The sequence below is a fragment of the Brevundimonas intermedia genome, assembly GCF_004614235.1.
In the GTDB taxonomy this organism is placed as follows: domain Bacteria; phylum Pseudomonadota; class Alphaproteobacteria; order Caulobacterales; family Caulobacteraceae; genus Brevundimonas; species Brevundimonas intermedia_A.
In genome coordinates this window covers 107,385-130,063 of the sequence record NZ_SPVH01000001.1, presented here as the reverse complement: position 1 = coordinate 130,063, position 22,679 = coordinate 107,385, and the positions used below count along the sequence as shown (strand labels likewise).

General features: G+C 65.9%; 19 protein-coding genes. 9 read left to right on the top strand and 10 right to left on the bottom strand.

Going from position 1 to position 22,679, the window contains the following annotated elements; translation table 11 throughout:
- Nucleotides 1-66: 66 nt before the first annotated feature.
- From EGY25_RS00630 to EGY25_RS00600, 7 genes are read right to left on the bottom strand one after another with little or no spacing between them, the layout of a single operon-like run.
- On the bottom strand, nucleotides 67-1,014 hold the full coding sequence (locus EGY25_RS00630) for a FecR family protein (RefSeq protein WP_209307921.1): 948 nt from the start codon (nucleotides 1,012-1,014) through the stop codon (nucleotides 67-69).
- Nucleotides 1,001-1,585 carry an RNA polymerase sigma factor gene (locus EGY25_RS00625; protein WP_167762433.1) on the bottom strand — a complete coding sequence of 195 codons (585 nt, stop codon included), beginning with the start codon at nucleotides 1,583-1,585 and terminating at the stop codon, nucleotides 1,001-1,003. Before EGY25_RS00625 ends, EGY25_RS00630 begins: the two co-directional genes overlap by 14 nt.
- Before the next feature lie 57 nt (nucleotides 1,586-1,642).
- Complete coding sequence (locus EGY25_RS00620) at nucleotides 1,643-2,839, bottom strand: aromatic amino acid transaminase (protein ID WP_135193127.1); 1,197 nt, start codon at nucleotides 2,837-2,839, stop codon at nucleotides 1,643-1,645.
- On the bottom strand, nucleotides 2,836-4,239 hold the full coding sequence (locus tag EGY25_RS00615) for an MFS transporter (protein ID WP_135193126.1): 1,404 nt from the start codon (nucleotides 4,237-4,239) through the stop codon (nucleotides 2,836-2,838). The genes EGY25_RS00620 and EGY25_RS00615 overlap by 4 nt, the downstream gene beginning before the upstream one ends.
- Before the next feature lie 19 nt (nucleotides 4,240-4,258).
- Nucleotides 4,259-4,909 carry a helix-turn-helix domain-containing protein gene (locus EGY25_RS00610; protein WP_135193125.1) on the bottom strand — a complete coding sequence of 217 codons (651 nt, stop codon included), beginning with the start codon at nucleotides 4,907-4,909 and terminating at the stop codon, nucleotides 4,259-4,261.
- A gap of 31 nt (nucleotides 4,910-4,940) precedes the next feature.
- A complete protein-coding gene (locus EGY25_RS00605) occupies nucleotides 4,941-5,327 on the bottom strand; it encodes a RidA family protein (RefSeq protein WP_135193124.1) in 387 nt (128 codons plus the stop codon).
- The gene (locus tag EGY25_RS00600; protein WP_209307920.1) at nucleotides 5,324-6,490 is read right to left on the bottom strand and encodes an NAD(P)/FAD-dependent oxidoreductase; all 1,167 of its coding nucleotides are present in this window, start codon (nucleotides 6,488-6,490) and stop codon (nucleotides 5,324-5,326) included. Before EGY25_RS00600 ends, EGY25_RS00605 begins: the two co-directional genes overlap by 4 nt.
- A 133-nt stretch (nucleotides 6,491-6,623) precedes the next feature.
- Between EGY25_RS00600 and EGY25_RS00595 the strand changes: the two genes are divergently transcribed.
- The 7 genes from EGY25_RS00595 (at nucleotide 6,624) to EGY25_RS00565 (ending at nucleotide 15,344) form a co-directional block, all read left to right on the top strand.
- A complete protein-coding gene (locus tag EGY25_RS00595) occupies nucleotides 6,624-8,834 on the top strand; it encodes a TonB-dependent receptor (RefSeq protein WP_167762432.1) in 2,211 nt (736 codons plus the stop codon).
- 18 nt (nucleotides 8,835-8,852) lie between these two features.
- Entirely contained in the window at nucleotides 8,853-10,448 is a 1,596-nt protein-coding gene (locus EGY25_RS00590) for a serine hydrolase domain-containing protein (protein ID WP_135193122.1), read from the top strand.
- Nucleotides 10,445-11,908, top strand: coding sequence for a M81 family metallopeptidase (locus EGY25_RS00585; RefSeq protein ID WP_135193121.1), 1,464 nt, complete (start codon nucleotides 10,445-10,447; stop codon nucleotides 11,906-11,908). The genes EGY25_RS00590 and EGY25_RS00585 overlap by 4 nt, the downstream gene beginning before the upstream one ends.
- Before the next feature lie 207 nt (nucleotides 11,909-12,115).
- Nucleotides 12,116-13,546: an ATPase domain-containing protein gene (locus tag EGY25_RS00580; protein WP_135193120.1), complete on the top strand. Its 1,431-nt coding sequence runs from the start codon at nucleotides 12,116-12,118 to the stop codon at nucleotides 13,544-13,546.
- A complete protein-coding gene (locus EGY25_RS00575; RefSeq protein WP_167762431.1) occupies nucleotides 13,543-14,586 on the top strand; it encodes a sensor histidine kinase in 1,044 nt (347 codons plus the stop codon). The genes EGY25_RS00580 and EGY25_RS00575 overlap by 4 nt, the downstream gene beginning before the upstream one ends.
- The gene (locus EGY25_RS00570; protein ID WP_348521820.1) at nucleotides 14,583-14,996 is read left to right on the top strand and encodes a response regulator; all 414 of its coding nucleotides are present in this window, start codon (nucleotides 14,583-14,585) and stop codon (nucleotides 14,994-14,996) included. Before EGY25_RS00575 ends, EGY25_RS00570 begins: the two co-directional genes overlap by 4 nt.
- A gap of 129 nt (nucleotides 14,997-15,125) precedes the next feature.
- The gene (locus tag EGY25_RS00565) at nucleotides 15,126-15,344 is read left to right on the top strand and encodes a hypothetical protein (protein ID WP_135193118.1); all 219 of its coding nucleotides are present in this window, start codon (nucleotides 15,126-15,128) and stop codon (nucleotides 15,342-15,344) included.
- A 371-nt stretch (nucleotides 15,345-15,715) separates the two neighbouring features.
- Here the strand turns inward: EGY25_RS00565 and EGY25_RS00560 are convergent, their stop codons facing one another.
- Nucleotides 15,716-17,083 (bottom strand): metallophosphoesterase, encoded by a 1,368-nt coding sequence (locus tag EGY25_RS00560; protein WP_167762430.1) that lies wholly within the window; start codon nucleotides 17,081-17,083, stop codon nucleotides 15,716-15,718.
- Between the two features lie 264 nt (nucleotides 17,084-17,347).
- On the opposite strand from EGY25_RS00560, the gene EGY25_RS00555 reads away from it, so the two are divergent.
- A complete protein-coding gene (locus EGY25_RS00555; protein ID WP_135193117.1) occupies nucleotides 17,348-19,585 on the top strand; it encodes a TonB-dependent receptor in 2,238 nt (745 codons plus the stop codon).
- A 142-nt stretch (nucleotides 19,586-19,727) separates the two neighbouring features.
- Here EGY25_RS00555 and EGY25_RS00550 read toward each other — a convergent pair whose 3' ends face one another.
- Together EGY25_RS00550 and EGY25_RS00545 are read right to left on the bottom strand one after the other, a co-directional pair.
- A complete protein-coding gene (locus tag EGY25_RS00550) occupies nucleotides 19,728-20,066 on the bottom strand; it encodes an energy transducer TonB family protein (RefSeq protein ID WP_135193116.1) in 339 nt (112 codons plus the stop codon).
- Between the two features lie 99 nt (nucleotides 20,067-20,165).
- Nucleotides 20,166-21,056, bottom strand: a complete 891-nt coding sequence (locus EGY25_RS00545; protein WP_135193115.1) for a LysR family transcriptional regulator — start codon at nucleotides 21,054-21,056, stop codon at nucleotides 20,166-20,168.
- Between the two features lie 118 nt (nucleotides 21,057-21,174).
- Between EGY25_RS00545 and EGY25_RS00540 the strand changes: the two genes are divergently transcribed.
- Nucleotides 21,175-22,677 (top strand): CoA-acylating methylmalonate-semialdehyde dehydrogenase, encoded by a 1,503-nt coding sequence (locus tag EGY25_RS00540; RefSeq protein ID WP_135193114.1) that lies wholly within the window; start codon nucleotides 21,175-21,177, stop codon nucleotides 22,675-22,677.
- The last annotated feature ends 2 nt before the right edge of the window (nucleotides 22,678-22,679 follow it).

Sequence of the window (22,679 nt, the reverse complement as noted above, 5' to 3'; positions counted from 1 at the left end):
GGGAAGACGGTTCCGATCAGAGAAACCGGACAAAGATAATGTGTAAGTTTTCGCGTCTGTTATGTTTCAATTTGATGTAGAAATATAAATGGTCCCAGATCGCCGGGTGATTTCTATATCGTAAGAGCTTTCGATGCCTTTGAGGGCGGCCTCAGGATCGGAAACATTGAAGCGTCCGACAATCATAAGGTTCTCTGATTTATCGTCTGCTATTTCTATTGGAATGCTGGTGTAGCGACGAAGCTTTTCGACCAGATCGGAAAGGGGGATGTTTCGCGCGACGAACCAGCCTGCCGACCACTGACTGTCCTCGACCTGCATGGCGACGCGTCCGATGCCGCGATCGGTCACCCGGACCGCCTGGCCGGCCGCCAGCCTGTCACGGCCATTGACCGTCCTGACGTCGACGGCGCCGCGTGTGACGGCGACGCCGACGCGCCCCTGGGCCAGCCGGTCGACGTGAAATGCGGTGCCGAGCACGACGACGTCAACCTGGCCGGCCTGGACGTCGAAGGGGCGGTGCGCGTCGCGCGAAACGTCGAAGCCCGCCTCGCCCTGTTTCAAGCGCACGGTGCGGCGCCAGGGCAGATACTGAACGTCGACCTCACTGTTGCCTCCCAGCTGCACGGTCGAGCCGTCGGCCAGTTGGATCGTCTGCTTCTGGCCCGGCAGGCTGGAATAGCTGCGCGGCAAAATCGCGGGAATGAACGCGATGGCGACGAGGGCGGCCGCTGTAGCCCCGAAGCGCGACGCGGCGACCCAACGACGACGGCCGGAATGCTGATCAGCCGCAGTCGATCGCGGGCGGCTCTGGGCGACGGGATCGATCCGGCCGTCGGGCTCGACAAATCCGTTGTCCCAGAGCGCGGCCATGGCGGCGAAGGCGTCGCGGTTGTCCGCGTCGCTCCGCATCCATTGGTCGAAGGCGGCGCCGTCTCGTGCATCGAAGGCGGGACGACTCATACGCTCAACCCAGAAGGCCGCCTCCGTTCTCACCTTTTCACTGGGCGTCACGAGACGATCCTTTGAGTTCTTCCCCGTCATCCATCGCTTTGCGCAAATCTGAAAGCCCCCGCACGACATGTTTCTCGACGGCGGTCGTCGACAGATTCATTTCAGCCGCAATGCGGGCGATCGACTGGTTGTCCATCCGCCGTCTGAGTAGCACGGCGCGCCTCAGCGGTGGAAGCCGCCCAAGGGCGGCGGAGAGCCGAGCGAGCCGTTGTCGGTCCGAGGTGACTGTGTCCGGCAAGGGGGCGTTGCAGGCATAGGTCTCTGGAACTGCGGCCTCGTATCGACCTGCGCCGCGAAATCGGTCGATGAGGCTGTTGGCCGCGATCTTGAACGCGAGCGCGTACAGGCTCGCGACCTGCCCCTGCCGCGTATAGTGGAGAAGCTTCGTCAGACTCTCCTGGGCGACGTCTTCTGCAACATCCTGTGGGTGGCCGCGGCGCCGGACATAAACCAGCACCGCGTGCCGAATGTCATGCCAATCCGCATCCGAGAGGGCGGTGCGTGGAGCGTCACCGCCGGCATCAGCAGCGGTTTCGACCCGAAGTCCTATGACGGAGTGATCCTGACGCACGCCGCACGCCTTAGATGCGGTCTGTGACAGAAATATCGGTCCATGGCGCCGGAATGGTCAGGCCGACAGGGGTTGCCGCAGGGTTTGATAGGCGCGGATGAAGTCGGGGACGGCTTCGACCGTCAGACCCGCCAGGTTGATCCGCCCGGAACCAGCCAGATAGACGGCGTGATCGTCCCTGAACCGTCCAACCTGATGCTGCGTGAGAGGCAGGCAGGCGAAAAGCCCGTTCTGGTCCTTCAGGGCGACGAGATCCGGGCCATGGTTTGCGAGCGCTGCCCTGACATCGATCAGACGCTGGCGCATCGTCTCCAACTCGGCGGCCCACATCGTCGCGAGGTCGCTGTCGGACAGGATGGTGCGAACGACCGCGGCGCCGTGATCCGGCGGCATCGACCAGTTGGCGCGCGCCAGCGCAAGGATGTTGGAGCCGGCCTTGCTCAAGCGCTGCGGGTGGTCGCAAGCGGCGAAAAGCGCACCTGTCCGCTCTCGATAGAGACCGAAATTCTTGTCACAGGAGTAGGCCACGAGCGCTTCGGGTACGGCCGCCAGTATGAGCCGCATGCCAAGGGCGTCGTCTTCGAGGCCTCGGCCCAGACCCTGATAGGCCAGGTCTATGATCGGAAACAGGCCGCGTTCTGCGACGAGGTCCGCCACCGTGCGCCACTGATCCTTGGTCAGGTCGGCCCCGGTGGGATTGTGACAGGCGCCTTGCAACAGCACCGCGTCGCCGGGCGCGGCGGTCGCCAGCGCAGCTATCATCGCCTCGAAACGCACCGTCTGGCTGGCGGCGTCGAAATAGTCGTAGGTCGCGAGCGTGACGCCGGCGGCCTCGAAGATCTGTTCGTGGTTCGGCCAGGTCGGGGCGCCGACGAACAGCTTGGCCCCAGGCCGGCCCGCCGCCAGCAGTTCGGCAGCGAGCCTCAGCGCGCCTGTGCCGCCGGGGGTCTGCACGCCGAAGACATCGGCCTGCGCCCGGGCGCCGAAGACGAGCGGCCTCAGCGCCTCCAGATACCCGACGTCGCCTTCAGCGCCGAGATAGGCCTTGGTGTCCTGTCCCTCGACCAGCAGCCGCTCCGCCGCCTTGACGGCGGCGAACACCGGCGTCCGCCCGCGGGCGTCGCGATAGACGCCCACGCCCAGGTCCAGCTTGTCGGGACGCGGGTCAGAGCGATAGGCGCCGATGAGGGCCAGCAGGCCGTCGGGCGCCTGGGGCGCCAGGCCGCTGAAGACGCTGGCGGAAGATCCCGTCATCGGCCTGTCTCCATGTCATGCGCCTGGCCGGGAGCGACGGTGAGGGGGCTGGCGGACTGGACCTCGGCCACCGTGCGGCGGAAGGCGTTTTCGCTGCGCCAGATCAGCCCGGCGGCCAGCACCCACGCCGGCGCCCCGACGAGGGCGATGGCGGCGATCAGGCCATGCGGGCCGCCGACCGCGTCGGACAGGGCGCCGATGACCAGCGGGCTCAGACCCTGCGGGACCAGGGCGACGACGGTCATGAGGCCGAAGTTCCGCGCTCTCAAGTGAGGGGGGCTGATGTCCTGAACGATGCTGGGCAGGACGGAGGCGGCGGCGATCCCGGCGGCGAACTGCACCCCGACCAGGGCCATGGCCTGCCAGCTTTCCGTGACGAACGGCAGGAAGGCCGTCGGAACGGCGGCGGCCAGGAAGGCGATGGCAGCCAGGCGGGGCGCCATGACAACGCGATCGCCCCGCCAGAACTTGACGCACAGAGCGGAAACCCCGACCCCGATCAGGCTGGCCGGCCCGATGGCCAGGCCCAGCTGGACGCTGACGGTGGCCGGATCGATCGCAAAGATGCGGGGCAAGGCGGTGGGCAGCCACACCAGGGTGGAGGCGATGCCGATATTGTAGGCGGCGATGGCGGCGAAGACGCAGGACAGGGTGACGATATGTCGTCGCGCATAGGCGACGAATCCGCTGTCCGCCAGAACGGTCGCGAAGGCGGCCGCTGAGGCCTTGGCGGCGGCGCGGCTGCCCTTCAGCCGCAAGGTTGCGACCAGCAGGATGAACAGAGGGCCGGGCAGGGCGACGAACAGCAGGGTCGCACGCCACGGCTCCATTTCGCCGAGAAAGCCCGAAAGCGCGGCGCCATTCGCCGCCAGCCAGCCGAAGGTGGCGCCGCTGATCCCCAGGCCGAGCGCCGTCCCAAGGATGGCCGCCAGGAAATAGACCAGGTTCGCAGCGGCGCGTTGGCGTCCCGGGAACAGGTCGGGGATCACGGCCCAGACGATGGGTCCCAGCCCCGCCTCGCCGATGGCGATGCCGATGGTGGCGATCAACAGCCCCTCGAACGTCGTCTGGAAGGCGCAGGTCGCCGTCGCCAGCGACCAGACGGCGATGCCGATGCACAGGATGAGGCGGCGATCGAACCGATCCGCCAGCCAGGCGATCGGATAGGTGGCGACCGCCGCAAAGAAGGCGAGGCCCAGCCCCTGCAGGGCGCCGAGCTCCAGATCGGTCAGACCCAGCGACGCTTTCAGGGGCGAGGCCACGACAGCCAGGATCTGGCGATCGACGAATGAGAAGATGGTGACGCCCACAAGCACAGCCACGGCGAACCAGGCCGAGAAGGGGGCGGGGGCTTCGATGATGCCGACTTCGGGGACGTCGGGCTGTGCAATAGTGCTCAAGAGGTCCCCTTCACGGGTGCTATGCGGGCTCGGCCGCGTGTTTGGCTTCTTCTTCGGCCAGGCTGATCAACTCGCCCGCCAGATCGGCGTCCTCGCTGGAGCAGACGCCCAGCACGAGGGCCGTGTCGCAGTCCTTGCAGACGTAGGCGTGGCCCATGGCGCTATCGAGATAGACGCCTTCGCCCGCCTTCAGCACGACCGGCGTGTAGAACTGCAGGTGCACCTCGATCGTCCCTTCCAGAACGAAGACGAACTCCTCGCCCTTGTGCCGAACTGCCTCGCCGAACTCGGCGATGTCGCGGGTGTGGATCCGGGTGATGATCGGCACCATCCGCTTCTGGCGAAGGTCGGCGCAGAGATATTCGTAGTCGTAGTTGGGCGTCTTGATGTGGACCGAGTTGCCGGTGGTCGTCAGGCTGCGCCGACCCATGACCGGCGCCGCTTCAGCGGGGGACGGCTCGCCCTCGGCGAGGAACTCGGCCATGGTCAGGCCCAGCCTGGCGGTGAACTGCTGCAGCTTGTCGTAGGTCAGGGACAGTTTGTCGGTCTCGACCTTGGCCAGAGTCGACAGGGGAATGCCGACGACCGCGCTCATTTCGCGTAGCGTCCAGCCTTTGCGCTGCCGTACGATGCGGATGAGGCCGCCGAGGGTGCTGGTGTCGTTCGCCATGATGTCCTGCCCGTCCGACACGGATGCCGGATCATGTTCGCCGATGGTCGCGGCTGGCCACGACCTCGATCTCTACGCGCGCATTCGGTAGCACGAGCTGAGAAATCACGCACGAGCGGGCGGGATAGGGCGCGGACAGGCGGGCCCCATAGACGGTGTTGAAGGCGGCGAAATCCGCCGGATCGGTCAACCAGATCGTCGCCTTGATCACATGATCCAGGCTGAGGCCGGCGCCAGACAGAATCGCGGCGATGGCGTCGAAGGTGCGTTCGGTCTGCAAGGCGATGTCGCCCTCGACCCGGCCGTCCACCAGGGAAAGCTGGCCGGAAACGAACACCAGGCCGTCGACTTCGACCGCGAGCGACAGCGGAAGGACGCCGCCGCCCGGGCCCACGAGCGGGCCGCCGCGAATTTTCATTGTGCCAACCTTTGCAGACTCGGTTGCTCGGCTCTGAAGCGCGACGGGGAAACATGGGCGGGGTCGAGCCCCTCGGCAGCGATGTCGGCAGGCAGGGGGCGGCCCTGTGCGAGTGCGGCGGCGGTCCGCGCCCAGGCCGGTGCGGTCTGAATTCCGTATCCGCCCTGGCCCACCGACCAGAACAGGCCGTCGATTTCGGGATCGAAGCCGATGACCGGGGCGCGGTCTGGCGCAAAAGTTCGCAACCCCGCCCAGCTGTGGTTGACGCGTTCCACATCCAGCCGAAGGGCGGCCTGCACCCGATCAACCCCGATAGCGATGTCGAGTTCTTCGGGCTGCACGTCGCAGGGCTCGACCAGGGTTTCGTCGGCCGGCGAGATCAACAACTTGCCGGCGTCGGGCTTGAAGTAGAAGGTTTCGTCGACATCGATCACCGCAGGCCAGCCCATGATATCGACCCCAAAAGGAGGATCGACGAGCACTGCGGTCCGCCGTAACGGCGTCAGGCCGATGGGCTGGGCGCCGAACGCCGTGGCGACCCGGTCGCCCCACGCGCCGGCGGCGTTGATCGCCACGGGCGCAGAGACGGGACCCGTCGCGAGATCGACACGCCAAACTGCGTCGCGACGCGATACGGTCGGGTCGCCCGCGCCTGTCATTATCTGCGCCCCACGCGCCCTGGCTCCGCGAAGGAAACCCTGGTGCAGGGCGTCCACGTCGATGTCGTGCGCATCGTGATCGATGGCCGCGCCGGCGACATAGTCAGCTCTCAGCAGCGGGACGGCCTGTAACGCATCGGCCATGGTCAGCCGGTCGATCACGCCGCCCGAGCGTCGGATTTCCGCGACCATGACGTCCAGGGCGCCGCCCTGGTTCTCGCGAGCGATATACATTGCGCTTCGCCGTGTCAGGAGCGGCGCATGCGTGAAGCCTTCAGGCGGGGCCATGAAAAAATCGTGGCTGGCTCGGGTCAAACCCCGGACCTCTCGTCCGCCGTAGCTGGGTGCAAACAGGGCCGCCGACCGGCCGGTCGCGTGATAGCCGACGCTAGCCTCGCGTTCGATCAGACAGACACGGGCGTCCGCAGACAGTTCGTAGGCGACGGAGGCGCCAGCCATGCCGCCCCCGAAGACGATGTAGTCATATTCCATTGCCGGTCCCATCGACGTTCGTCCAAAAAGGTCGAACTAGGTTGGTGTCAGCCTGAACGAGGAATGGCGTCTATAGCAAGAGACTTATTCTCTTGACAGAAACGCGACAGGGCCGATGGTGGGCGACAGCAATCGGGGGTTTCTCATGACGTACGCCTGTCGTAACCAACACAAGCTGCTCGGCTTGGCGGCTCTTTTGACCACATCGGCGCTGGGCGGCCTGCCCGCCCTGGCCCAGACCGCAGGCCTTTCGCCTGATCCGGCGACCCAACTCACGGACGTTATCGTGACCGCCCAGAAGCGGGAGGAACGGGCAAGCGATACGCCATTGTCCCTGTCGGTTCTGACCGGCGAGACGCTCCAGGCGACAGGGGCGACGCAGTTGTCTGACTTCGCTGCGACGGTGCCTGGTCTTTCTTTCACCAGCAACGGCGTGGGGCAGGGACAGGTGAACCTGCGTGGCGTGACCACCGGTCTGAACGTGTCGCCGACGGTCGGTATCTATGTCGATGAGGTGCCATACGGCTCCAGCACCTCGTTCGCCGGCGCGGCGCAACTGGCTCTGGATGTCGGTCTGTTCGATATCGAACGCGTCGAAATCCTGAGGGGGCCGCAAGGCACGCTCTATGGGGCAAGCACCATGGGCGGCCTGCTGAAATATGTGACGAAGGCCCCCGATCCCGCCGGGTTCGGCGGCGGTCTTCGCGCCGGGGTGAACGCCACGGCCCACGGAGGCGTCGGTTACGATCTGGCGGGCGCCTTGAACGCGCCGTTTGCCGGCGACACCGCCGCCGTCCGGCTGAACGGCTTCTATACCAAGGACGCGGGTTTCATCGACAACCTGACCCTGGGCGAGGAAGACGCCAACACCTCCGAGGTGTTCGGCGGGCGGGTCGATGTTCTGTTCAATCCCACGGACGACCTCTCCGTGCGTCTGACGGCCTTCGCCCAGGACATCAAGCGGGATGGATCGGGATCCGTGGACGTGAATCCCGCCACGAACGAACCTGTCGACGGGGAGTACGATCAGCGCCGCTTCTCCGAGCCCTTCACCCAGGACTTCCGCCTGGCGAGCGCGGTCGTGAACTATGATTTCGGCCCGGCCCAGCTGACTTCCGTCACCAGCTACCAGACGAGCGACATCAATCATGTCACCGACGTCTCGGCCCTCTATGTGCCGCTTCTGGGCGGGTTCGGCTTCGCCCTGGGCTCCACCCCCCTGGTGAAAGAGGTCGATACGGACAAGTTCACGCAGGAGGCGCGACTGGCCGGGTCTTGGGGGGCCATCGACTGGATCGCCGGCGGCTTCTACACCCGCGAAAAGAGTTTCCAGCTCCAGACCCTGCCGGCCACCGACGTCACCGGGGCGCCATTCCCGATCCTCTTGCTCAACGCGGAACTGCCCAGTCTCTACGAGGAGACCGCCGCCTTCGGGACGGCCACCTGGCACGTTACCGACCGCCTCGACCTGTCCGGCGGCCTTCGCTACGCCAAGAACGAACAGACCTACGAGCAGATCGCCTCGGGACTGCTGGTGGCCCCGGCGCCCAAGCGGAGTTCCAGCGAGAACGTGACGACCTATCTGGCCAACGCCAAATATCGGTTGAACGACCGCTCTATCGCCTATCTTCGCTACGCCACAGGCTATCGCCCGGGCGGTCCCAACATGGTTTCCAACGATCCGGTCACCGGCGAGCCTTTGGCGCCGCCGACCTTCGACTCAGACAGCCTGGAAAGCTATGAGGCGGGCTACAAGGTCAGCACGGCCGATGGGCGCTTCGGTCTCGATGCGAGCATCTATCTGATCGACTGGACGGATCTGCAGATCGTGGCGCTTCGCAATGGGGTGGGCGTCGTGGCCAACGCCAGCGAAGCCGCGATCAAGGGGGCGGAACTGACGGTCACGGCGCGACCCGTGCCGGCCCTGACCCTGGTAGGGTCGCTGAGCCTGATGGACGCTCAACTGGAAGCAGACTCTCCGGATCTGGGCGGTCAAAAGGGCGACGCCTTGCCCGACGCGCCCGATGTCACCCTGGCGCTGTCCGCAGACTACGCCTTTTCGCTTGGCGGCTATGACGCCGATGTCGGCGCTACGGTCCGCTATGTCGATGACCGGGTCGCAAGCTTCGATCAGAGCCCGGGTTCTCCCCAGCACCAACTTCCGGACTACACCACCGTTGATCTGCGCGCTGGCGTCGATTTCGGGCAGGTGCGGGCGCAGTTGTATGTCCGCAATCTCTTCGACGAGTTTGGTGAACTCTCTGCCGTCACCAGTTTCTCCGTTGCCGGCGGCCCGATACAGATTACGCCGCTCAGGCCCCGGACCATCGGTCTGACCTTGAGCCGCCGCTTCTAGCTTTTAGTGGAATCCGCCATGACCGCTCGCATCCCCGTCGCCGTCGATCCCGCCGTCATCGACGCCCTGTTTGCGGCCTATGACACCAGCCATGCGCCGGGCGTGGCGGTCGGCATCGCGGTGGCGGGGCGGCCCGTCTATCGAAAGGCCTTTGGCCTGGCCAGCATCGAGCTGAACCAGACGCTGTCGCCGACAATACGGATGCGGATCGGATCGACCACGAAGCATTTTGCGGCCCTGGCCTATATGCTGCTGGTCGAAGAAGGCTTGGCCTCGCTTGACGACCCGGTCCGCAAGCATATCCCCGAGATGTCGCCCGCGGTCGCCGACGGCGTCACCATGCGTCAACTGATGAGCCACACCAGCGGCCTGCGCTGTTCGCTGGACCTGTCCATGCAGTTGAACGGCATGGGCCACTTCATGTCCCAGGCCGATACGCTGGATCTGTTCGCAAGTCAGGACGCCACCAACTTCGCGCCCGAGACGGCCTGGTCCTACAACAACGGCGGCTATACGGCCTTGAGCGTCGCCATACAGCGGCTGACGGGGCAGTCGCTGGAAGACGTGCTGCGCGAGCGGATATTCACGCCGCTGGGCATGTCCGACACGCTTCTGCGCCGCGTCGACAGCGACTTCGTGCCCAACAGCGCGACCCTTCATATGCTGGGGGCGAACGGGACCTTCACCAAGGATTATATGGGCATGGAGGTGACCGGCGAGGGCGGCATGGTCTCCACCGTCGACGACATGCTGCGCTGGATGGCTCATATGGATCGTCCCGTCGTGGGGACTGCCGAAACCTGGGCGGCGATGAAGGCGCCCTTCATGCTGCAAAGCGGTTATTCGACCCGGTACGGCCTGGGCCTTTCCGTCGGCGAGTATCGCGGACGGGCGACCATCGAGCACGGCGGCACCGTGATGGGCGGCGGTTGTCAGATGATCAAGGTCGTGGACGCCGGTCTCGACATCATCATCATCACCAACCGCGCAGGCGTGGACACCATGAGCCTTGCTGATCGTGTCATCGACGCCTGCGTGTCCGATCTGGGGCCTGCGCTGGAAGACCTGCCCGGCGTCAATGTCAGCGGCCTGTACTACGCCGAAGCCACGGGCACGACCCTGCACCTGCTTGAGCACGATGGACGCCAGTTGATCGGCATGGGCGGAGCAACCCTTCCGGCGCGGCGCGACGCGCAGGGCCGGTTGCATTCGGCCTACCGGATCTTCGACATGGTCGTCGAGGCGCCGGAAGGCGAGGCGGCGCCGACCGAGGTGGTCTATCGCCAGTGGGGAAATGCGGAGGTGCTGAAGCGGCTCGAACCAGGCGCGACGCCGGATCTGTCCGCTCACGCCGGACACTATGCCTCCGCATCCACCGGAACGGAGGCCGCACTGGACGTCGGCGTGAACGGCGTGACGCTGACCTTCAAGGGGCGGTGGAACGGCGCCCGCTACCGATTGGACTATGTGGGCGGGCCGCTCTGGAGAGCCGTCTCGATCAACATGGCCCATTTCGGACTGGGAGGCTTCGTGGAGTTCGACGCCGATGGCGGCGGCTTCAGCTTCAGCGCCGGCCGCACACGGCGCCTGCGGTTCGAGCGGGTTCGCGCATGAACGGACGGCCGCTTCGCGTCTTCGTCGCCTCCCTGTCGCACGAGACAAACAGCTTTTCGCCCCTGCCCACCAGTCTGCGCGCCTTTGCAGCGGACATTCTGCATCGGGCCGGCGACGAGGCCACGCGCGCCCAGGCCATGGCGTTCCCGGCCTATGGAGATGCGCTGGAGATTGGCGCCGAGCGGGGCCACGAGATGATTGCGGGCCTCTGCGCCTGGACCCAGCCGTCCGGCCCGCTTCCAAGGCCGGTCTACGAGCAACTCCGCGACGAACTGCTGGCCGACATCGCGGCGGCAGGACCGCTGGACATGGTCATGCTCGTTCTGCACGGGGCGATGATGGCCGATGGCTACGCGGACTGTGAAGGCGATATTCTCGCCCGGACACGTGCCGCCGTCGGCGCCGCTGTTCCGCTTGGAGCGATCCTGGACCTGCACGGCAATGTCACGACCGTGATGGCGGACAGCGCCACCGCGCTCGTCGGCTGCAAGGAGTATCCGCACACGGATTATCGCGCTCGCGTGGGTGAGCTGTACGATCTTCTGGAGCGCACCGGACGGGGCGAAGTCGCGCCGCGCACCATCGTCCGACGCGGCCCTGTCGTCGGGCCGATCGGGACGACCGAGGACCCCATGCGCAGCTTCGTCGACAGCCTGACGGCGCGGGAAGGGCGCGACGGCCTGCTGTCCGTATCCATGATGCACGGCTTCCCGTGGTCGGACAGCGAACATACGGGGTCGGCGTCCATCGTGGTGCATGACGGCTCGCATCCCGAACGGGCCGAGGCCGCAGCCGACGATATTCTGAGCCGGTTCGTCGAGATTTGCGCCGAGGTCTCGCCGGGACGAACGCGCGGCATTGACGAGATACTGGACGAGGCTGTGTCGCTGTCGGCGAACAGCGGGCCGGTCGTGGTCGCCGACGGCGCCGACAATCCCGGCGGCGGCGCGGCCTGCGACAGCACCTTCCTCTTGGCGGCCCTGATTGCACGCGATGTTCAGGACGCGACGCTGGGCATGATCTGGGATCCGCAGGCCGCCCTGATCGCGTCGGACGCGGGTGTGGGGGCACGGCTGCCGCTACGGATAGGCGGCAAGGTCGGGCCCATGTCGGGCGCGCCGGTCGATGCCGAGGTCGAGGTCCTGGCAGTCCGTGCAGACGCCTATCAGCGCGGCCTGACCGGCCAACTGAGCGAGCCGCTGGGTCTTGCGGTGGCGGTGCGCATCGGAGGCGTGGACGTGGTCATAAATTCTATCCGCCAGCAGGTTTTTTCGCCGGAATGCTTCACCGAGCTCGGCGTCGATCTCGCCGCCAAGCGCTTGGTGGTGGTCAAATCGACCCAGCATTTCCGCGCTGCGTTCGAGCCGGTGGCCGGGGCGATGCTCTACTGCAATGCGCCGGGTTCGTTGAACATGGACCTGGCGTCTCTGCCGTATCGGCATCTACGATTAGATCACTGACGGTAGGGCATTAAAACTCATTGGATCGGGCAGGACCGCGCGGGAGCGATCGTCGCGGCTTGTTCATTTCTTCTGAACGGTCTTTGCGGTCTTTCAAACAAAGTCGATCACACGACATTCAAATCTCCAGGACGCTCCGAGGAATTCGCCACTGGTTGGCTCGGTCCTTCTGTGGCACGTCGTCGATCCAGTTCGGAGAGAGATTGAGTGACCAAGCGCAAGACCACACCCGTCGCCACCGGCGTCGCGGGCCTGGACGAAATCCTGCGCGGTGGTCTGCCGCCCTCCAACCTCTACATGCTTCAGGGCGCGCCGGGCGCCGGCAAGACCACCGTCGCGCTGCAGTTCCTGCTGGCCGGCGTCGCCAACGGCGAGAAATGCATCTACGTCAGTCTCTCTCAGACCAAGGCGGAGCTTGAATCCATCGCGCGGTCGCACGGCTGGTCGCTGGATGGAATTCGGGTCGAGGAACTTTCCGCGTCTGACGCCGTCAGCGGCGCGACCGATCAGACCATCTTCCAGACCGCCGAACTGCGCCTGGACGAGACCCGCCAGGCCATCGAGGAGGCCATCGAGGAGCACAAGCCCAGCCGACTGGTCTACGATTCCCTGCTGGAGATCCGGCTGATCACCGGCGACACGCCCCGCTTCCGCCGCGAGTTGCTGGGCTTCAAGGCCTTCCTGGCCAAGCGCGACGTGGTGGCGCTTCTTCTGGACACCCAAAGCGGCGCGGCGATGAACGGCGAGGAGGTCGAGGGCATCGCCCACGGCGTCATCCGTTTCGACAAGCATCTCGAAGATTTCGGACCCGTGCGCCGCCGTATCGAGGTCAGCAAGATGCGCGGTGTGCCGATCGCCGACGGCTATCACGACATGGCCATTCGGGAGGGTCAGGGCGTCGTGGTCTTTCCCCGAATCGTGCCGGGCGAGGAACGCTCCGCCAAGCCGGACCTGATCAAGTCCGGCGTCGAGGCGCTCGACGACATGTTCGGCGGCGGCCAGGAGAGCGGGACCACCACGCTGGTGATCGGCCAGGCGGGGACCGGCAAGTCCACCATGGCCTCCCTCTACGCCACGGCGGCGCTGAAGCGCGGCGAGAGCGTGGCGCTGTTCCTGTTCGAGGAGCGGCTGGAGACCTTCTTCCGACGTACGGAAGGGCTCGGCATGGACCTGCGCACCTTCCACAAGGAGGGTCGGCTGGTCATCCGGGACTTCAATCCCAACGAAATCTCGCCCGGCGAGTTCGCCCAAGTGGTGCAGACCATCGTCGAGGAGAACAAGACCCGCGTCGTTGTCATCGACAGTTTCACCGGCTACCTCAACTCCCTGCCCAATCGCGAGAAGGCGGTTCGGGACATCCAGTCCCTGCTCAAATATCTGGCGCGGGCGGGCGTGCTGACCATGCTTATCGTCGCCCAGCACGGGCTACTGGGCCAAAACGTCAGTCTGGACGTCGACGTCAGCTTCCTGGGCGATACGGTTCTGCTGCTGCGCATCGCCGAGCACGAGGGGCGCCTGCGTCGCAACATCACGGTCGTCAAGAAACGTCACGGACCGCACGACCTGGATGTCCACGAGTTGTTCATCCGCAGCGAGGGCGTGAGCGTCGTGCCCTACAATCCCATCCCCGAGACTTGACCGACACGCCACAGGATCACGCCGACCTGGACCATGTCCTGGTGCTCGCGCCCTATCGCCGCGATGCGGACTATCTGCGCCAGCTTCTGTCCGAGCACGGCATCGAGGTCCGCATCTGCTCGACCGGCGATTCCATCGCACCCTATCTGTCGGCGTCGCCCGGCGTTCTGGTGGCGACGCATGAGGCGCTGACGCCGGACGTCGTGTCGGCCGTCGCGGACTGGCTGGAAACACAGCCGAGCTGGTCGGAGATGCCGATCGTCGTCCTGCTGGATCGTCGGTCGCATCAGGCGAAGATCAAGAGCGCGCTCGGCGCCAGCTGGCCTCGCGCGCGGCAGATCTTCTATCAACGGCCCGTCACGCCCGTCGAACTGGTCAGCGGCGTCCAGGCCGCGTTCCTGGCGCGCCTGCGGCAACGCGATGTGCGCGATCATATCGACCGCGAGATCGAGCTGAGGCGCGAACTGAACCATCGTGTGAAGAACATCCTGGCCAGCGTCGTCTCCATCTTCGAGATGACGCAGCGCCGCGCGGACACGCTCGAAACCTTCTCCGAGGATTTCCGGGGACGATTGACCGCATTGTCGAACGTCCACTCCGCCGTGTTCCAGGCCGAGGGAGAGGCCGTCTCCATCCAGGACATCGTCGATCTCACGTTCGAACCCTATCGGCTTTCGGGCGACGACCGCGTGCTGACCGAGGGGCCGCTGGTCATGCTTGACCGGGAGGGCGGCACCACCCTGGCGCTTTGTCTTCACGAACTGGCGACGAACGCGATCAAATACGGCGGCCTCTCCACCCCGCACGGTCAGATCAGCTTCACCTGGGGCGTGTCCGACGACGATCTGTGGGCGCGGTGGCGAGAGAGTGGCGGCGCGCCGGTCGTCGCCCCCTCTCGCACAGGCTACGGCACCCGGTATCTGAGATCGGCGCTCAGCAGCCTGTTCGGGCGTCCTCCGGTCCTGACATTCGACCCCAAGGGACTGATTGTGGAGGTCGAAGGCCCCCTTTCGCGCGTGACCCGCAACCCGGTCGGATGAGCCACGTTTGCGACTTCATGCGCTCCGATGTTCCGCCGCCTGCAACGCCCCTCAGGTTTCTTTGCCTTGAGGACAATCCTCTCATCGTCATGCATCTGGAGCAGATGATCGAGGACTGCGGCCACGTCTTCGTGGCGTCCCTGGAAAGTTTCGCCGATCTGAGGGAGCAGTTCGACGCCATGGCCGTCGACTGCGTCCTGGTGGACATCGACCTCGCCGACGGAAGAACCGGCCCGGAAGCGGCCTCGTGGCTGGCCGACAGGAAGGTGGCCGCGCTTTTCGTCACCGGCCAGGAGCGGCTCGCTCAAGAATTCCGCCACCTCGTCGTCGGCATCGTGGCCAAACCGCTTTCTCTCCGCGCTCTAAAAGCCGGTCTTGATCAAATCACCCTTCGCGGGGTCGCCAAGTGACGCCTTGATAGGTTCTAAAGCTCGGCGCAGGCGAAAAGGATTTACGCGAGGCTCAGCAATCACCGCTCGTGGCCCCTCTAATTCCCGCCACGGCGACGGTCGGTCGCAATTGCTGGGGCCCAGTTCTCCGTGGATGGCTACGTCATCAACGGGGACGGCATCACCTTTGAAGGCAACGGCATCGGCGAGACCATTCCGCGAGTCGGGGACGAGGCCGCCGCTAGAGCGAACATGACAGCGCTGACCTACGCCGCCCTCGGCAGGGCGAGCCGGCTGGTGGAGGTCGCGACCTGGGCCCGCTTATCCTCACAGGCAAACACCTATCGCGGTGGCGCTGCCATGCAATGAGACCCTGATCGGCAACGCAGCCTCGATCGCCGGCGATGTGGTCAACGATACCACCCTGGTGTTCGACCAAGCGACCGACGTCAGCTTTAGCGGAGACCTCTCGGGATCCGATCTGCGGTCGAACGCGGGGTTGGCCTGCTCAGCCTGACTGGGACCAGCCGAACCGATTGGTTGGTCGAGACCGGCGATCTGCTGGCCCGGGCGGGAGCCTTTAGCGGCGATGTCGGCATCGCCACGGGGGCGAGCTTCACCCTCGATGCTGCCACCGATGCTGCTTTCCGGAGGGGCCGGGCAATTCCTGACCAACGACCTGAGGTCGATGGAGGTGCGCCGAAAGTTTCAGGCAATGACTTCCAGGCGATGGGTTGCCTCTAAGCGGTTCGGCCGGCTTGTAGAAGGGCGGCGGCGGATGTCGCCTTGACGCTCAGCCCCGTCGCTTCTGTGAAGCTGAGGTCCGTCGTTCCGAAATACTCCTGCTGGTTCGTCGCGCACCAGTCGGTGGTGACGATGCGGACCGGATCGGACTTTGGCGCAGCGGCCGAGGCATAGAGGAAGTCGCCGCTGCGGTCGGCCAGGGGCATCGGACGGTCCTGATTGGCGCGGGCCATGAAGCCGTCGAATTGCGCGCGCGAGACGGTGGCGACCATCAGTTTGCCGTCGAAACGGACGATGGAATCGAAGACGTAGCGGCTGACCGGCCCGGCGGGGACGCCCGTGCCCAGGGTGGTGTGGCCGATGAAGCCGGCCTCGGCGCCGGCCGCCTGGGCCAGGCCAGCGGCGACGCGCCGTCCGGTGTCGCCCAACGACAGGGCGCGAGGGCTGGTCCCCAGGATGATCCGCTCCTCCTCGGTCAGGTCGGCGGCCAGGGTCGCGGCGATCAGGTCCGCCAGCGCGGGAGAGGCGGGGGCGTCCAGCGCGACCGTGCGGGATTGGGCCGTGACCGACCCGTCCGACAGGAACTCGGCCACCGTATAGGCGGCGGTCCAGGCGCCGGTGTGGACATAGGCGCTGCGGCCCTGGCGATGCTGGAACAGCAGGTGGTTGTGTCCGCCGATCATCAGGCTGCCGTCCGGCAGCAGCGGCAGGATGTCCCGGTCGGCGCTCACCCCCGCGTGGCTCATGACCATGACCAGATCGGCGCCGGCCAGAGCGCCGGCGAGATTGGCGCTGGCCCAGTCGGCGGCGGCCGGGATCGACAGTTGGTCGCGCGAGGCCTTGGGGTAGGTGGTCAGCGAATTGGTCGCCATGCCCACGACCCGCAGCGAACGGCGACCGAACGGCAGGGTCGTGGACGGGTCTGCATAGCCGGCGCCCGTGCGCGTATCGCCGATGGTGCTGACGACGTGAACGCCCAGGCTCTTCATCCGGGCGACCACCTGGGCCAGATCGGGGGTCAGGTCGTTGTCGTGATTGCCCAGGTTGAACACCGTCGGCGCGATCGCCGGCAAGGCCGCCAGGAAGGCCCAGTCCACCGCGCCGCCTGACCGCACGGCGACGACATTGCCGTGCTCGAAAATGTCGCCGTCGATGGCGATGACATGGGGGACGGGGTTGGAGCGGACTTCGGTTTCGAAGGCGGCCAGCAACTGGGCGGTCCGCTCATAGGCGGAATGCATATCGGATACGGCCAGCACGCGACCGATCACATCCGCCCGTTTCATGCCGATCAGCCCTGGCGCGAACGCCGTCGCCCCGGCGAGTTGCAGGAGCCAGCGACGGGAGGGCGTGACGAGGGGCATACGCGATCCAAACGATGTTTGGGAGGGCGTGCGGAGCGGACTCACGCACCCTTTCAGCATCGCATTTCGCCCCTCTCGGCACAATGCCGACCGGCGCTGCCCAGGCCTGCGCAGGACAGATTGTCACACGGGTGTGGCTGCGTCTTCAAAGGTTCAAGAAACAGGCCCGCTCTGTGCTGGCGGCCGCCGCTGCGAAGCTCTACGGCGTCGCGCGACAACGCCTCCTCCCCATGTCGCCACCACGTCATTAAGGAAATCTCGCCCATGCTTCGCCAAGCCCTTCTGGCCGCCACCGTCAGCGGCATCGCCCTGCTGAGCGCCGGCTCGGTTCTCGCACAGACGACGGACACCGCCGCCGAAGTCGCCGGGGTCGACGACATCGTCGTCACCGCCCAGCGCCGCAGCGAGAACATCCGCGAGGTGCCGTTCGCCGTCACCGCCCTGAACACCCAGACCCTGCAGGACGTTTCGGCCGGCGGCGCCGACATCCTGTCGCTGTCGGCGCGCGTGCCCAGCCTTCAGGTCGAAAGCTCGAACGGCCGCTACGCGCCGCGCTTCTACATCCGCGGCCTGGGCAATGTGGACTTCGATTTCACTGCGTCGCAGCCGGTTTCAGTCGTGCTCGACAATGTCGTGCTGGAAAGCGTCTATCTGAAGGGCTTCCCCCTGTTCGACGTGCAGCAGCTGGAAGTTCTGCGCGGTCCCCAGGGCACCCTGTTCGGCCGCAACACGCCGGCCGGCGTGGTCAAGATCGACACCGTCAAACCGTCGGATGACTTCACCGGCTTCGGCTCGCTGACCTACGGCAACCTGGGTTCGACCCGGGCCGAGGCCGCCGTAACCCTGCCGGCATCGGATACACTGCAAGTGCGCGGCGCCATCCTGTGGAACCACCGCGACGACTGGGTGAACAACGCCTTCAACCCATCGTTCGCCAATGCGGACAAGGATGATCTGGGCGGCTTCAACGATCTGGCCGCGCGCGTCCACGTCGCCTGGACCCCGACCGATCGTCTGTCGACCCTGCTGACCCTTCAGGCTCGTGACTATGACGGCACGGGCACGATGAACCGCGCCAACGCCCTGACCAAGGGTTCGAACGAACTGAACGGCAATTTCGACCGCGACACCGTCTATTACGACGGCGGCCGCAACAACTTCCAGAAGCAGAAGACGACCTCGCAGTCGCTGCAGGTCGCCTATGATTTCGGCCCCGCCACCCTGACCGGCATCGTCGGCTCGTACCAGGGCTGGTCCCAGGGCGACGGCGACATCGACGGCGGCGTGGCTTCGGCCCCGGCGACGGCCTCTTACAAGACGCCGTTCAACTCCGAGACGGGCACCCTCTCCAGCGACCTGTTGCAGAACACCTATGAGCTGCGCCTGGCCTCGAACGGCGACGGACGCATCGGCTGGCAGGTCGGGGCCTTCTATTGGGACGAGCGGATCAATCTGGTCTCCGGCACCTTCAACGGCACGGGCAACCCCGCGCCGACGCGGGTGACCGACATCGTGCAGAAGTCGGACTCGTGGTCCGTGTTCGGTCAGGGCAGCTACAAGTTGACCGACGCTCTGAAGGTCACGGCGGGCGTCCGCTACACCGACGACAACCGCGACTACAACGGACGCATCGTGCTGGGCACGGGCGCCGGCGGCACGGGCGCCGTCTCCGTCGGCGACGAACAGGTCAGCTGGGACGTCAGCGCCCTGTATGAGGTCAACGACAGCCTCAACCTGTTCGCCCGCGCGGCCAAGGGTTACCGCGGTCCGTCGATCCAGGGTCGCAACCTGCCGGTTCTGACGACGGCCGACTCCGAGACGGTCATGTCCTACGAGACCGGGCTGAAGGCCCGGCTGCTGGACGGCCGCGCGCGTTTCAACGCGACGGCCTATGGCTATGAAGTCAGCGACATGCAGTTCACCGCCATCGGCGGCGCGGACAACTCCAACCGCCTGATCAACGCCGACAAGGGCGAGGGTTACGGCCTGGAACTGGACGGCGACATCTATCTGGGCGCGGGCTTCAGCCTGTCGGCCGGCGCCGCCTGGAACCACACCGAGATCAAGGACAGCGATCTGCTGGTGGCCATCTGCGGCGCCAACTGCACCGTCACCGATCCGATCGTGACCGTGGGCACGACCCGTCGCGCCAACATCGACGGCAACCCCTTCCCCCAGGCGCCGGAATACACCGCCAACCTGACGCTGAACTATGTCCGGTCACTGGGTAACGACACCGAGCTGTTCGCCTCGACCGACTGGGTCATGCAGAAGGACTTCAACCTGTTCCTCTATGAATCGGTCGAGTTCATGCAGGACACGGCCTTCGAAGGCGGGCTGCGTGCGGGCTGGCGCGACCTGAACCGCGGCATCGAGGCCGCCGCCTATGTCCGCAACATCACCGACGAAGAGAATGTGATCGGCGGCATCGACTTCAACAACCTGACCGCCTTCGTCAACGAACCGCGCACCTACGGCGTGCAACTGACCAAGCGGTTCTGATCGATCCACAATGAGGCGTCGAGCCGCAGGACAGCGGATCGACGCCTTTTCGCATCGTCCCCGGCGACGATAACTTGCGTCCGGCTGTAACAGAAATCAGATCAAGTGCGTCGGCCAGGCATATGAGTGACCCCAGCCCGTATCAGGGCGTGAAGTCGATCGTGCGTTCGAAAGGTGCGTCGACGGGGCGGCCGTGCTCGGTGATCGGGGTGACTTCGGCGTCGCTCATCAGTGCGAGGGCGGCTTCTCCGAAGCCTAGGCCGGGGCGGGTTTCTTCCAGCACGACGCAGTCGGTAACGCGGCCCGACGCCAAGGCCGTGCACCGCAGGCGGACGCTGAAGTGGTCGGCAGCGGGCTGCTGAATGGATGTGCGCTCGATGGCCGGCGTGGCCGCCGCTGCGAGATCTGCGCCACGCAGCACCGGGGCGTTGGAGGCGCCCAGCAGGGTGGTCATCAAGGTCAGGCTGAGGATCAGGGTCATGGCAGGTCTCACTTGCCTGACATTAAGATTTGGGAGCGGCCTCTGTTCCCTCGAGCATGGAATTCTTGGCGATGCGGACTGGCCTGAGTTCGGGACCGTTTAGCGCGCGATGGGCGCAAAGGGTCTGAGGCTCGATTGTCGGGCGTCGCACAAGGCCTTCAGCCACGTGCGCACCGTGCGCATGCGGGCTGTGTCGTGAACGTCCCTGTGGGTGGCCAGCCAGAAGCGGCGCTCGATCAGGATGGACGGTAGGACGCGCACCAGGCCCTCCGCCAGGAAGCAGGGCAGGACGCCGATGCCGCCGCCGCCCGCGATGATCTCCTTCTGGGCGCGGATCGAGGACGAGGCGACGTGGGGCGTCAGACCGGGGCGCACCTCGTCCAGGTATCGCAGCTCGGGCGCATAGATCAGGTCGTCGATATAGCCGACGATGTCGAAGGCGGTCAGGTCGTCGACGGTCTGGGGCGCGCCGTGCTGCGCCAGATGGTCGGGGGAGGCATAGAGGGCCAGCTGATAGGGCGTCAGCGGCTCGACGATCAGGCGCGCGGCGTCGGGCGCGGCAAGGGTGATCGCCATGTCCACCTCTCGGCGGGTCGGCGACAGGAAGCCGGAGGTCGCCGCCAGTTCGATCCGCAGGCCGGGACTGGTGCGGCGCAAGGCGGGCAGGGCGGGGGCCACGATGCTGACGCCGAACCCTTCCGAGGCGCTGATGCGCACGACGCCGGCCAGGGTATCGGCCTGGGTCACGCGGGCGGCGGCCTCCATCGCGCTCTCGGCCTCCAGCCCCATGTCAAGCAACTGTGCGCCGGCCGCCGTCAGCTGAAGGCCGGTGGTGGAGCGGACGACGAGGGTGGATTTCAGCGTGCTTTCCAGCCGCGCCACGCGTCGCCCGACGGTGGCAGCATCGACGCCCAGCCGCACGGCCGCGCCGCCAAGCGATCCCGCCCTTGCGGCGGCGATGAAGATGCGAAGGTCGTCCCAGTCGAACATCGGCAGATCATCCTATCATGCAAAAATGCAGAAAGCTGGCTGCAACTTTGCATTATCGACCTGCGCGCCGGGGTGATAGCCATAGGCGAACAAAATAACGATCAGGGAGATCCAGGCCATGCGCGACATCCGCCACTTCATCGACGGTGCGGCCTTCGACGGCGCGTCCGGGCGTTTCGCCGACGTGTTCGATCCCAACACCGGCGAGGTCCAGGCGCGCGTGCAACTGGCGACGACCGGCGAGGTCGATCGTGCGGTTCAGGCAGCGCAGAACGCCTTCGACGGCTGGGCCTCGACCAATCCCCAGCGCCGGGCCCGCGTCATGTTCGACTTCAAACGCCTGGTCGAGGCGCGGATGGATGAACTGGCCGAGCTACTCAGCAGCGAACACGGCAAAGTCATCGCCGACTCCAAGGGCGACATCCAGCGCGGTCTGGAAGTGATCGAGTTCGCCTGCGGCATCCCCCACGCGCTGAAGGGCGAATATACGCAAGGCGCCGGCCCCGGCATCGACGTCTATTCGATGCGCCAGCCGCTGGGTGTGGTGGCCGGCATCACCCCGTTCAACTTCCCCGGCATGATTCCGATGTGGATGTTCGGCGTGGCCATCGCGGTCGGCAACACCTTTGTGCTGAAGCCGTCCGAGCGGGATCCGTCCCTGCCGGTGCGCCTGGCCGAACTGATGCTGGAAGCGGGCGCGCCCAACGGCGTGCTGAACGTGGTGCACGGCGACAAGACGGCGGTCGACGCCATCCTGACCCATCCGTTGGTCCACGCCGTCAGCTTCGTCGGCTCGTCCGACATCGCCCACTATGTCTATCAGACCGGCGCCGCCAACCATAAGCGGGTCCAGGCCATGGGCGGGGCCAAGAACCACGGCATCGTCCTACCTGACGCCGATATGGATCAGGTGATTAAGGATTTGGCGGGCGCGGCCTATGGTTCGGCCGGCGAACGCTGCATGGCCCTGCCGGTCGTGGTGCCGGTCGGCAAGAAGACGGCGGACGAACTGCGCGAACGGATGGTGGCGGAGATCCCGTCCATGCGGGTCGGCGTCTCGACCGACGCGGGCGCGCATTACGGGCCTGTCGTCACGGCCCAGCACCGCGACAGGATCGCCGGCTGGATCGAGAAGGGCGTGCAGGAAGGCGCTGAACTGGTCGTCGATGGCCGCGACTTCAGCCTGCAAGGGCACGAGAAGGGATACTTCATCGGCCCGTCGCTGTTCGACCATGTGAAGCCCGAGATGTCGTCCTATCAGGAAGAGATCTTCGGCCCGGTGCTTCAGATCGTCCGCGCCGAGACCTTTGAGGAGGCCTTGGCCCTGCCGTCGAACCACCAGTACGGCAACGGCGTCGCCATCTTCACCCAGAACGGCCGCGCGGCCCGCGACTTCGCCGCCCGGGTCAATGTCGGCATGGTCGGGATCAATGTGCCGATCCCGGTGCCGGTCGCCTATCATACATTCGGTGGCTGGAAGCGGTCGGCCTTCGGCGACATCAACCAGCACGGCATGGAGGGCGTCCGCTTCTGGACCAAGACCAAGACCGTCACCGCCCGCTGGCCGGACAGTGCGCTGGAGCATTCGGACAGTTCGTTCGTCATTCCGACGATGCGCTGAGG